Here is a 13,632-nt window from a genome sequence, read left to right as displayed (position 1 = left end):
TCAACTCTAAAATACCGCACTATTTTACTCATTTATCAGCAATGTGTCTTGCATGGACGCAATAAAAAAAGCCCTGTACTGTATACAGGGCTTGGAGAACCGATATAAAACCTGAGGAATAGCTTAACTAAGATGCGATTAAATTACGCAGTACATAATGCAAGATCCCGCCTGCTTTAAAGTATTCCACTTCATTCAATGTATCAATACGGCATAACACTTTGAAACGATCTTGTGATCCATCTGCACGTTTAACCTCAACCTCTAAAGTTTGATGAGGTTGTATATCATCAGATAAACCATAAATAGACAGCTGTTCATGTCCGGTTAAATTTAATGATTGGCGGGTCTGTCCATCGACAAACTGCAAGGGCAGTACCCCCATTCCTACTAGATTTGAACGATGAATTCGCTCAAAACTTTCGGTAATGACCGCCTTTACTCCCAAAAGATTGGTGCCTTTCGCCGCCCAGTCTCGTGAAGAACCCGTACCGTACTCTTTACCGGCAATGATCACCAGTGGGGTGGCTTCTTGCTGATACTTCATAGCAGCATCATAGATCGCCAGTTTTTCACCGGTTGGGATATACAGCGTGTTGCCGCCTTCTTCACCATTCAACATTTCATTTTTGATACGAATATTGGCGAATGTGCCTCGCATCATCACTTCATGATTCCCGCGGCGTGAGCCATATGAGTTGAAGTCTTTTTGATCCACGCCCTGCGCTTGTAAATAACGCCCCGCTGGACTGTCCTTTTTAATATTCCCTGCCGGTGAGATATGGTCTGTGGTGACTGAGTCGCCTAAAACAGCCAAGATATTAGCATTGAGAATGTCTTGAATCGGTTTTGGCGGCTGATCAATTCCTTCAAAGAACGGTGGATGACGGATATAAGTCGATCGTTCATCCCATTCATAAGTTTCAGAGTCAGGAATCTGAATCGCCTGCCATTTCTTATCGCCATCAAATACCGCAGCATATTCTTTATGGAACATCTGTGTATTCACTTTTTGGAGTACAGCATCAATCTCTGTCTGTGTCGGCCAAATATCTTTTAGATAGACTGACTGCCCCTGTGAATCAACGCCCAGTGCTGTAGTGGTAATATCATGACGTATGTTACCGAATAATCCGAAGGCAACCACCAACGGTGGAGAAGCCAACCAATTGGTTTTTACCAGAGGATGTACACGGCCTTCAAAATTTCGGTTTCCTGAAAGTACCGATGCGACATTCAGGTCATAGCACTGAATCGCATCTTCTATAGGCTGAGGCAATGGTCCAGAGTTACCAATGCAGGTGGTACAGCCATAACCCACAAGGTTATAGCCCAATTGATCCAGATAAGACAGTAATCCTGCTGCTTCTAAATAATCCGTAACGACTTTGGAACCCGGTGCTAAAGAACTTTTGACCCACGGCTTACGCTGTAAGCCTTTTTCTATGGCTTTTTTTGCCAATAAGCCCGCTGCCAGCATTACACTTGGATTCGATGTATTGGTACATGAAGTAATTGCAGAAATAACCACATCACCATCGGTCAATGGATACCGTTGACCATCAATGACACAATGCGGTTCTTCATTTTGTAATGCAGACTGTTTAGAATCGATGGCTGCGCCAGCCCCCCCTTCATTCACCAAGCGTTCTTTCTCAATTTTGGCGGGTTTAAGATCTAATTCCATCAGTGCACTAAAGGTCTTTGGAATATCAGCCAATACCACACGGTCTTGTGGGCGCTTTGGTCCTGCAACACTGGCTTCAACCGTATTCATATCCAATGCCAAAGTATCGGTAAATACAGGCTCATCTCCTGCATTGCGCCATAACCCTTGTTCTTTACAGTAGGCTTCAACCAGTGCAATACGATCATCTTGACGACCCGTCAAGCGTAAATAGCCAAGCGTGATTTCATCGATAGGGAAAAAGCCACAAGTTGCCCCATATTCAGGCGCCATATTGGCAATGGTTGCGCGGTCTGCCAATGGTAAATCTGCAAGCCCATCACCATAAAATTCAACAAATTTCCCGACTACACCTTTTTTACGCAGCATTTGAGTGATGGTCAGTACTAGGTCAGTTGCTGTGATTCCCTCACGTAATTTGCCTGTTAATTTAAAACCAATCACTTCAGGAATCAGCATCGAAATCGGTTGACCCAACATTGCGGCTTCGGCTTCAATACCTCCAACGCCCCAACCCAGAACACCTAAACCATTGATCATGGTGGTATGTGAGTCAGTCCCCACCAAGGTGTCCGGAAAAGCATACTGTTCTCCGTCACTTTCACCTAACCATACAGCCTGTGCCAGATACTCTAGATTAACCTGATGACAGATCCCCGTACCCGGTGGGACAACGCTAAAATTATCAAAGGATGATTGCCCCCAACGCAAAAATTGATAACGTTCACCATTACGCTGCATTTCAATTTCAACATTTTCTTCAAAGGCTTGGTCTGTCCCAAAATGATCTACCATGACCGAATGGTCAATCACCAAATCAACAGGTGATAAAGGATTAATTAAATTGGGATCTTTATGGGCAGCCTGAACAGCAGCACGCATCGCAGCCAAGTCAACAACTGCTGGAACTCCGGTAAAGTCCTGCATCAAGACCCGTGCTGGTCGATACTGGATTTCTTGATCTGAAGTTTTATCTTTCTGCCAATCGACAATAGCCTGAATGTCACTTCGCTTTACCGTGAGATCATCTTCAAATCTCAGTAAATTTTCCAACAGTACTTTGAGTGATTTCGGCAGTTTTGAAATATCACCTAATTCAGATTGGGCTTGTTTCAAACTAAAAATTTTATATGTTGCATTCCCAACATTTAAGTTGTGTAGAGAATTCAAACTATTTATACGACCATACTTTGCCATTGAGTTAACCTCCAGCTTGGCGTTAATTTCTTATTGAGCTACTTGGAGTACTTCTTTCAATCTAAGACAAATATTTATTTTAGGTGTTGTGAATTGGTTATTTTTATTCAATTGAGTGAGATGCTAGGCTACGTCCAGTGACGTATGGTGATCCATTTACTCAAGATATTTTCAGCAAACATATGCCAAGTCATTGCGGACTTAAGTCCTTATCAAACCTCATTCATCCTCAAACATGTCATGGAGTTGTTCCATAGAATATCTGCCAATAACGAAAGTTCCATGTTTAAGCTTTCTGCCAAACCTTGCAGAACATAGGGTAAATTGACAGGCGTATTACGTGTTCGGTGTTGTGTAGATGTCTGACAGCACAAAGGCGTCATGTCTGGACAGTCTGTTTCTAGAACGAGATGTTCTGCTCCCACTGCCTGTACCACAGCATGGAGTTTTTTGGCATTTGGCTGAGTAATCTGTCCTGTGATCCCAATTTTAAATCCCAACTTGATCAATGCTTTGGCTTCTTCTACACCACCACTGAAAGCATGTGCAATTCCCCCATTTCGAAACTGATGTTGTTTCAACATCGTCAGAACATCGGCATGAGATTTACGGATATGCAAAAGAATCGGCAGATCAAACTGTTGAGCAAGTTCAATCTGCGCTGAAAAGAATGCCTTTTGCTTTGCCAAAATTTCAGGCTGTTTATGTTGTCTCAAAAAAGTATCTAAACCGATTTCTCCAACAGCGATACACTGTTCTGTTTGGAGAATCTGTTCGAGTGCATCGAGATGTGCTGAATCATGCTGCTCAATATAGAAAGGATGCAAACCCGGTGCCAAATGGCTGCGCGGTGCCTGTTCTAACTGGTTCAGTATGTAATGAGTATGAATCAATTCTTGAAAACGTGATTTTAAAAACCCGATTAAAACCAGATGTTCAACCCCAGCCAATTTTGCTTGATATGCCAACGTCTCCCGGTCCTGATCAAAATCCGGAACATCGAAATGCGTATGGGTATCAAACAGTCTCAATGACATTATGATTTCGCTTTGCTGTCAGCCGCCGGCGCAGAACTATTCGGTTGATCTACCTGCATTTGTGCCGGGAAATATTGCGGTTTTAATATCCCGTTTAATTGATCATAAGGAATGGTTAAACGAGGTAAACCCACCACATATGGACCAATATCATATTCACCATACTGCAAAATCAAACCTTGTTTGCCCAGATAAAAATTATTGGATAATTGAAATTTCCAAACTTGCTCATACTCGCTCACATTATCCGCAAGTTTTGAATCAACAACCCAAGCTTTGAACGCATCATGTGCCAATTGTTCAAATTTAGCTTTTTGCTTTGTTTCAATAATTTGATCCAGTTGAACCTGTTTCTTGGTCAGCAAATCAAAATTAAAATAAGTTTGTGCAGATGATCCATGTGCTCCCCCCAAGTAGCTACTGCTATTTAATACAACCGTTGCTAAAGGCTTGTCCGAATTCAATATTTTAGGACTTAAACTAATCGTGATCTGACCACTTGCACCCAATGTCTTAAGTTCTTTATCCAGTGCCAAGAATGAGTTTGCATACGGTTGAACACGATCTTGCAATTGCTGAGTCGCTGTTTTATCTACATTTACTTCACTGGCTGAAGCTTGTGAACTGGCTTGCTGTTGATCGGCAACTTTTTTACTCAACTGTGCAATATCCAACATTTTATCGAGATTATCCAAAATTGCTTGGTCAATCACTCGATCTACAAAAGGCTGGTTACTTTGCAGTCTTTCAATTGAAAATTCAGGACATGTTTTTCCATCACACTCAGGTAAACTCAGTTTTAATTTCTCTCTATCGCCTTGTAACAGCAGTGAAGTATCTGCGACTTGTGATGCAGCAGCTTCATCTACTGTTGGCTCTACTTTTTTAGAGTCTGGTTTTTGACACGCTGCTAATCCCAAGGTGATTAACAAAATTGAAAGTGCTAAGGTATTTTTTTGATTCAACATTTCACAAACCTATCCAACAATCCAAGCTCAGATTTTTTCAATATCTCTAAGGGATAGCCTATTCTTCTCTGTATCAATCCTCAATCAAAATTTGTATGAAAATTGAAGCGTTATTATCATTATCAATGTGCTGATTTAATGTTCAAACCCGGTCATCAATGCTGTATACAAACTCAAAGGAAAGTTCGCCTCATCGACAATTCAACATCATGGAATAGTCGATAAAATTTAGTTTTACTGATCAGCTTTGCAGGCATCAAGATTAGAACATATGTTGAAATACTTCTGCTTTAAGTATTTTTTGCGTTTGTTCTTTACTTAAATAAATATCCAGCTGAGTTGCATCTTCTACAATTTCATTGGCGCGATAGTGTAAACCTACACCTTCTCCATCAAAAAACCAATCTGCTTGTCCCCAATAGAGTTTTTTAGGTGCATGTTTTTTTACATCGGAATTTTGTTTTTCCAACCATGCTGCATATTTTTCTTGTACCCAAGCATTCAACTGATTTTGTTGATTGGATTGAATCACATCCAAAATGCTCAAACTTTTTTTCAATTTACGATCTGCGACGAAAAAGTATTGACGTTCCTGAATACTGACATCCGCTTGCAATGAGTTGACCGAGACTTGAAGTAAAACATATTGATTACGTTGTGATGCCATTCGGGTTTGCATATGTAATTCAAATGCTTTGTTTTTTGGAAATTCTTCTTGCCACGCATCTGACTTTTTGACAAAAGCATTAATTGCTTGCTGTAAAGTCATGCTCTGCTTTAAATCAATTTGCGCTTGAATCACATTCGCCTGATTATTACTGATCCATTGGTTGAGCCAAGCATCTTGAGTTTTAATGGTTTGGATGTCGATTTCAATGCAGTTCTTTTTCTCGCAAAATGGCAATGCATAATCCGCTTTGCTTTCTTGAATATTTAAATAAGGTAAAACTTCTGCGGCTTGTTGTTTGGGTTGTAATACTGAACCATCTTTATCTTGATCTTTTTTTGAATCACATGCCACCAAAACCAAAGTACTCAAACAAAACACCGTGATTATTTTTTTTGAATATTGCACCGTATAAATCCCTTTGGACAAAAAGCACTGTATTTTGATACAAAAACAGCTTCACTAGGAAGCTGTTTTTACATTTTGCAATAAGTTAGCAAAACTTAATGTTCACGCGTCGCACGGAACTGAATATCAGGATAACGCTCTTGCATCAGCTGTAAATTCACTCGGCTCGGTGCAAGATAAGTTAAATGACCACCACCATCGACTGAAAGCTGGTCATGCGCTTTTTTCTTGAATTCATTGAATTTCTTTTCATCATCACAAGATACCCAGCGCACAGTATTGATATTCACAGGCTCATAAATACAATCCACTTTGTATTCTTCTTTCAAGCGGTATGCAACCACATCAAATTGAAGCACCCCTACTGCGCCTACAATTAAATCATTGTTAATTTGGGGCATGAATACCTGTGTCGCACCTTCTTCAGAAAGCTCTTTCAAACCTTTTTGCAGCTGTTTAGATTTCAAAGGATCTTTGAGACGTACACGGCGGAACATTTCTGGTGCAAAGTGCGGAATACCTGTGAAATGAAGATTTTCACCTGAGGTAAAGGTATCTCCAATTTGAATCGTACCGTGGTTATGCAGACCAATAATATCACCCGGCCACGCTTCTTCCAGTTGCTCTCGTTCGCCGGCAAGAAAAGTTAATGCATCACTGATACGTACATCTTTACCAATACGTACATGATTCATTTTCAAACCTTTTTCATACTTGCCTGAACAGATTCGCATAAAGGCAATACGGTCACGATGCTTCGGATCCATATTGGCTTGAATTTTGAAAACAAAGCCACTGAAGCCTTCTTCAGTGGCTTCAACAGTACGTTCATGTGTTGGATGTGCTTTCGGTTCCGGTGCCCATTGGATAAATGCATCAAGCACATGATCAACGGCAAAGTTTCCTAAAGCTGTACCAAACAATACCGGTGTTTGTCGTCCTGCCAAGAATTCTGCCGGATCAAGCGGATCATTGGCCATTTTGACCAGTTCCAATGATTCTTCAAAAGACGCAAATGCCAAGTCACCCACTTTGTCACGGATATCTGGATAGTCATAACCATCACGCACTTCAATATCTGTAATGGTTGAACCAAAGCCTGCCTTGTAAAGATAAAGCTTATCTTCAAGAATGTTATATACACCTGCAAAATCACGCCCCATACCCAGTGGCCAAGTGATTGGTACACAACGGATTTTAAGCACATTTTCAATTTCATCAAGCAACTCTAATGGCTCACGAATTTCACGGTCCATTTTGTTGACGAATGAAATAATCGGGGTGTCGCGCATACGACACACTTCCATCAATTTAATGGTACGTTCTTCGACACCCTTTGCCCCATCAATCACCATCAACGCCGAGTCAACCGCAGTTAAAGTACGGTATGTATCTTCCGAGAAGTCTTCATGTCCTGGCGTATCGAGCAAATTAATGACATGTTTTTTATAGGGAAACTGCATTACAGACGTAGTGATCGAAATCCCACGTTCTTTTTCCATTTCCATCCAGTCAGATGTCGCGGCACGATCTGATTTACGACTTTTTACCATTCCCGCAACCTGAATTGCTTTACCCCATAGCAACAGTTTTTCTGTCATTGTGGTTTTACCAGCATCGGGGTGGGAAATAATCGCGAAAGTCCTACGCGCTGCTACTTCTGTAGCTAACTGATCTTTAAACATAAAAAATCTACAATATGTGCACAGTTATGTACACATTGATAAATATGTACTTGAACTGAAAAAGTTGGAATTTGAAATTGTGTGGATTGTAGCAGATTTCATCTCTATTTTAACGCTTGTTGATCAGTCTTAATCATCTGTAGTCTGTTCTTGAAGAAGTCATACATGGAAAATGAAATTCGACAATGGACTCGCCATCTCATAAAGATCCTTGCTTGGTACAACTTATCTCGTCCTAAACAAGATAGCTAAAGCCTGCATCCATCTCCTTCATGGAAAGAAAAATAGAACGAACAATACTGAAATATAAATTTTTTTTGATTGGATTCACATTGAAAATCAGTATTTATTAATCAATCCTATGATTCCATTTGCAATCATGTCAATCGCAATGGTTCCAATTAAAAGCGCCGATAAACGCCCAACAATATCAAAATAGCGGTCAATATATTTGGCATGACTGTAACGTAAATGATCATGACCGAATTTCATGATCATTAAAATCCCGCAACTGATAAATAAAGTGAATGCAATCAAGAGTGCCGACTCGAGGAAAGACATACTGACACCCGTTACAACAGCCGCACTAATTGTGCCTGGACCAATCATAAACGGCATCGCCATGGTACTGGCCAAGTGTGCGGGTGTTCCTCTCATCTCGCCAATTGTATCAGCACCTTGAAAGACAAAACGATAGCCAATCACCAAGAAAATAAGTCCACCAAAAATTTGAAATGACTCGAAACGGACATTTAAATACGTACTAAAGATGGCTTCTCCACCCCATGCGAAAAGCAAAAATACGACATAAGCAATCAGTGCACCCTGAGCTAAACTCTTGTTGAAAATTTTAGTTTCAGTATGACGAATCATCCCAATCATATAAATGCTCATTAAAAATGGATTGAGCAGAGAAAAAAATAAAGCAAAAGAATGGATATAGTTTGAAAACATAGGAACTTTCCATTAATCAATTAAAAAATATAGGGATGAATAAAGTGTAATGTCAGTTCTTCACTCATTTTGTCGAACTCGTTATTTAGAATTGTAAAATTGTTGGATATAAATAACTTTACTGGATATAAAATCATAAAATATGTAACTATATGGCTACTCATTTAGGTCAATCAAAGTCTGTAAACTTGAAGTAAACAATTAAATCTTATCAAATGATCTTCAATTTTCAGACTGAATGTACTAAAAATAAAAATTATGCAGGATAAACATCTAAGGGAGAAAAGTCTGTCCATATTTATATCATGAAATGTTGTTATACCTGAACATGGATCAACATTTATAACCGATTTTTAGCCCATACACCATCGCGGTATTGCCTTTAAAATCAACTTGTTCTGCGATTTGTGAGATCCCTTCCATAGGGAGAAAGTATCTGCCATCTTGTGCGACAGCATCACCAAACCCTATATATCGAAGACCTGCAGAAAGAAAATATTTGTTCGGTTGAAAACCAATGATTGTCGTAATGTTTTTGGGTTTCAACGTTCGCTTTGGTCCCAACAAAGGTATATTGAGTAGCCAAAAAAGTATTATTCACTTTCACAGGATATTCTGTATTCGCACCAAAAGGCTGGTCATAAAGAAGACCAAATGGGACCTTAGGTGAAAGCTGAAACTTCAAGGCAGCACTGTAATATTGAATATCTTTTATCATGTCGCCCGTATCTAGATCAGAACTTCCTGATGCGACTAAATTAGGTCTATTTCTAATTTTTCCCGAGATATCTGGAGAGACAGCTGTAATACTTGCCTCTGCATAATGCCCATCTTCTAAAAATGCTAAAATAGATTGACCAGACTAATTCATACTCGCTGCATAAATTTGTGTAGATGAATCGATACTCAACAAGCAGAAGATGAGTGGGTAATTTTCATAATTAACCATCCTTGATTAAAGACAATAGCTTATGATGATAACGCAAGTGCTGTTCTTGTTTAATTGCACTTGCGTCTGGTTGTATTTTATTTATCGAGTGAAGCAGCTATCGCACTAAAAGCCGCAAGCGTATAGGCTTCAATATCATGATCCTCAGGTAAATCCAGGCTCGATTGCTTCACTATCACGACATTGTGTTTAGGGTCGACATAAATCCATTGTCCATTTATTCCCCATGCGCTAAATGACTTTTCAGGATTATTGAAAAACCAAAATTGATCCACATAACTAGATCCTTTCGGTGTTACGGCTTCTTTTGCATACATACTGTTTGCATAGGCTTTTGCATCTCCACCTTGAGCAATTCGCTCAACGACTTCAGTAGGTAAAATTTGCTGACCATTGAATTGACCTTTTTGTAAGATCATTTGCCCAAAACGAGCCATATCCCGAGTTGTTGCATTTACCCCACCACCACAACTGGCTATTCCTTGTGGATCAACGAGAACATAAGCATCACGCTCCATCCCCATTTTTTGCCAAATGCTTTTTTCAAGCAATTCTGTTGGTGTCATACCTGACGCACGTTCAGCTAACCAGCACATGACATCACTAATCGGAGTAACATAATGAAATGTAGTACCATGCTCTTTTTCTTTTTTAAGGGTAGGTAAAAAATTTCGTATGCCTAATTTACTGTTATATACATCATGTTCTGGCATTAACCCCAGGTTTTTAATGTATTGAGCAATTTCTGAATGAGGAGATAAATAATCCTCTGAATATTTTACCCCAACCGTCATATTCATCACTTGATCAACACTTGCATCACCAAATGCCGAATCTTTCAGTTCTGGAATATATTCAGCTACTTTTGCATTTCTTTTTAATTTTCCCTCTGCAATCAACATTGCGGTCAAAGAACCAAAAATAGACTTACTGACAGACATCATTTGGTGGCGTGTAGATGCATCTTGACCATTTAGATATCTTTCAACAACAATTTTTCCATTTTTTAAGACAACAAAACCATCCGTATTGGTATCAACCAACATCTTTTCCAGATTGGTTTCCACAGACTGTTTTGTAGACGGTTTTATAAAGCGAAATGGGATATTGTTTAATTGCTGTGAAGCATATTTAAATTCCGAGATCGATTTATTTCCCGTCCATATTGTACTTGTCGGTAAGAATTCCTGCATATGTAAAAATGAATAGCGATTTTTTTCAGGTGCAAATACATTGTTCAAATTTACATCGAGTTTCTGTCGAGGGCTTTCCAACTTATCATTCTGATGAATCTCCGAAAATGCCGAACCATTAAAAAGACACAGGCACACTAGCCCCAATAAGGTTTTTTTTACATGACAAGTCAGCATATCATTCCCTAATACGCAGTTAATTATGTGAATATTGGATGATATTTTTATTTATGTGTACACTCATTTATTCTCATGGTTATTATTGATATTTATAAATGCATTTTCCAAGTCGTTTTTCTTGAAATATTATTTACCCAAACTGATAATTTCATACCAAGCTTAATGGTCTGACTGCAAAGAGTCTAAAAAATAGCTAACTTCAATCAAAACTTTAAACTTTTTCTAAAAATATCTATATTTTTTGATGAATAGTCGATACTGCCGAATTAATAGTATTACTTTGATCGGTACTCTGCTAAATGAACAAATATTTATTGAAATGATATCTTTTTTTATTCTCTCAGGTCGTTTTAAATTATTGTTTAAACTGGGTGATAATTTGCTTCTAAACGATCGACGGGCAATGGCATGCCTAATAGATAGCCTTGTAACTGTTGACAACCTAAGCGTTTAAGAATTTGCGCTTGCTGCTCTGTTTCAACACCTTCTGCGGTAACAACCAAGCCTAAACGGATTGCCAGATGAATGATACTTTCTAAAATAATCTGTTCTTTTGAACCTTCGCACAGATTTCGAATGAACTTACGATCTATTTTTAATTCATCTACAGGCAAGTCTTTTAAATATAAAAAGCTGGAATGCCCTGTTCCAAAGTCATCAATGGCCAGTTTAATTCCTAAATTTCTGAGTTTTTCAAAAGTTTGAATACTATCATCGATATGATGCATCGCCGTAGACTCAGTAATTTCAATAATTAAATTTCCATGTTTGACCTGATATTTCTGGATTAACTTTTCCAGGTTGCCAATCAGATGCTTATGTTCAAATTGCACTGCAGACAGATTAACGGCAACAGGGCAAAAGGCATAATTCTTTTGTTCCCATTGTTGAATTTGCATACATGCTTGCTCTAAAGCCCAATAGCCCATACGAATAATTAGGCCAGTCTGCTCAGCGCCACCTATAAACATACTGGGTGCCAGTAATCCCAAACTTGGATGTTTCCAACGAATCAGGGCTTCAACACCACAAATACGATAGTCAGCAGTAAACTTAGGTTGATAAAACAGGATAAACTGCTGTTCTTCAACAGCTTTGTATAAGTCATTAATCAATTTAGACTGACTTCGATTGTGATGCTGCTGGTCCAGGGAACAGCTATATACACTATAGGTATTTCGCCCCTGTTCTTTGGACTGCATCATTGCCGAATCTGCATTAATTAATAAATCTTGTAAGTTTTGTCCATGATCTGGAAAAAATACGATTCCGATACTTGCTGAAATATTGATTTCTTTACCCGAAATTTGAAAGCTATCCTGAATTTTTTGTAAGAATAGTTCTGCAATCTGCTCTGCTTGAATACGGCTTGAATCTTCAAGAATCAGAATAAATTCATCACCACCAATACGAATCAGCTTTTGCCCTTCTGTCAGTAAAGGATATAAACGTTGGGCAAACTTCACCAGAAGTTCATCGCCGATATGATGACCAAAAGCATCATTAACCGACTTAAAACGATCAAGATCAATATAAACCAAGGCTATTTTTGTTGCAGCCTCTTTATAGTCCAAAAATAGTGCATCCGTATATTCAACTAAAAAAAGGCGATTAGGCAACTTAGTCAGATTATCTTGAAGTGCCAATCCTTCAAGCTCTTTATTGGCTTGTATTAATTGTAAACTGCGTTCTTCTAATCTTCGTTCTAAAATTGCCACACAAAAGGCAGAAACAAGAATCAAACTTGCCACAAAAATAATAGTGAACAACAAAACACCTTGCCCTTCGTTCAACTGATTTTCAAAATGATTGACATGCGTTGACGAAAACGTTACCGCTGCCATACCAGTATAGTGCATCCCTACAATGCTCAGTGCAATCATGATGGATACGGCAGCTTTATACAACAGCTTATGACTAAAGGTATTTTTATACTTAAATGCCAGCCAAAACGATAATCCCGAACCGCTGATTGCAATCGTCACAGAGAGTATGACTAAAATTGGATGATAATAAATTTGCTGATTTGGAATTTCCAATCCCATCATGCCCACATAGTGCATGCCGGCAATACCTAATCCCATAAGTAAAGCGCCCAAAATTAAACGCGGAAGGGGTAAGGTATCCTGAGTTGTTAACCAAACTGCAAATATCGAAGCCAATGTTGCAATAATATAAGAGATTACAGTGAGTGCCAGATCAAAAGTGTGATTTTCTGGTAAATGGCAAGCCAACATTCCGACAAAATGCATCGCCCAAATGGCAAATCCCAGTGCCATACCACTTAAACAGATAATAATTTTTTGGAGATGGGCAGCGCGAGGCGTAAAAATGAGTTGTTCTAATGAAATAGCAATGTAACAGATAATCACTGCAATGCACGCAGAACCTATTACGAGACTACCATCATAACTCATATAACTCATAAATTTTTTCTTCCAGTAGTCAACCTATTATTGTTATAAGGAATCCCAATGTTTTTACGACGTATAATGGCAAAAAGGTTCACTTTTTAAGAACTCTAATATTTCTTAAAATATCACTATCCTATTGAAGGTCAAGTTATTTTTCTTAAAATTATCAGCCCCATTTTGAAATAAGTTAATCATGCGAGGGCTTATTTTGCAGAATTGAAAAAAGATCGAAGAATTAAAACAGTTTAGTGTGATTAGCATCTCATTTTTACCTGCATAAATTAGTTTTCATC

The 13,632-nt window shown here is 38.7% G+C and carries 9 protein-coding genes; all 9 read right to left on the bottom strand.

All coding sequences use genetic code 11. The features are described from left to right. Positions 1-127: 127 nt before the first annotated feature. The 9 genes from acnA to IMO47_RS14285 all read right to left on the bottom strand — a co-directional run bounded on the left by acnA (position 128) and on the right by IMO47_RS14285 (position 13,351). Positions 128-2,884 (bottom strand): aconitate hydratase AcnA, encoded by a 2,757-nt coding sequence (gene acnA, locus IMO47_RS14325; RefSeq protein WP_196076761.1) that lies wholly within the window; start codon positions 2,882-2,884, stop codon positions 128-130. 212 nt (positions 2,885-3,096) lie between these two features. Next, positions 3,097-3,921: a TatD family hydrolase gene (locus tag IMO47_RS14320; RefSeq protein WP_196076759.1), complete on the bottom strand. Its 825-nt coding sequence runs from the start codon at positions 3,919-3,921 to the stop codon at positions 3,097-3,099. Continuing rightward, positions 3,921-4,889 (bottom strand): RsiV family protein, encoded by a 969-nt coding sequence (locus IMO47_RS14315; protein WP_196076758.1) that lies wholly within the window; start codon positions 4,887-4,889, stop codon positions 3,921-3,923. Before IMO47_RS14315 ends, IMO47_RS14320 begins: the two co-directional genes overlap by 1 nt. A gap of 262 nt (positions 4,890-5,151) precedes the next feature. Then, entirely contained in the window at positions 5,152-5,919 is a 768-nt protein-coding gene (locus tag IMO47_RS14310; RefSeq protein WP_196076766.1) for a hypothetical protein, read from the bottom strand. Positions 5,920-6,059: 140 nt separating this feature from the next. Then, positions 6,060-7,649: a peptide chain release factor 3 gene (locus IMO47_RS14305; protein ID WP_196076756.1), complete on the bottom strand. Its 1,590-nt coding sequence runs from the start codon at positions 7,647-7,649 to the stop codon at positions 6,060-6,062. A gap of 339 nt (positions 7,650-7,988) precedes the next feature. After that, positions 7,989-8,603: a MarC family protein gene (locus IMO47_RS14300; protein WP_196076755.1), complete on the bottom strand. Its 615-nt coding sequence runs from the start codon at positions 8,601-8,603 to the stop codon at positions 7,989-7,991. Positions 8,604-8,936: 333 nt separating this feature from the next. Continuing rightward, a complete protein-coding gene (locus IMO47_RS14295) occupies positions 8,937-9,149 on the bottom strand; it encodes a hypothetical protein (protein ID WP_196076753.1) in 213 nt (70 codons plus the stop codon). Positions 9,150-9,629: 480 nt separating this feature from the next. Beyond that, the gene (locus IMO47_RS14290) at positions 9,630-10,922 is read right to left on the bottom strand and encodes a serine hydrolase (protein WP_196076752.1); all 1,293 of its coding nucleotides are present in this window, start codon (positions 10,920-10,922) and stop codon (positions 9,630-9,632) included. Positions 10,923-11,287: 365 nt separating this feature from the next. Beyond that, positions 11,288-13,351: an EAL domain-containing protein gene (locus tag IMO47_RS14285; protein ID WP_196077411.1), complete on the bottom strand. Its 2,064-nt coding sequence runs from the start codon at positions 13,349-13,351 to the stop codon at positions 11,288-11,290. Between the last annotated feature and the right edge of the window lie 281 nt (positions 13,352-13,632).

Origin of the sequence: Acinetobacter sp. Res13-Abat-PEC15-P4-01 (assembly GCF_015676285.1) — a bacterium.
Lineage (GTDB): Bacteria > Pseudomonadota > Gammaproteobacteria > Pseudomonadales > Moraxellaceae > Acinetobacter > Acinetobacter nematophilus.
Note: the sequence above shows the minus strand (reverse complement) of the source record. Positions and strands in the feature narration are given on the sequence as shown.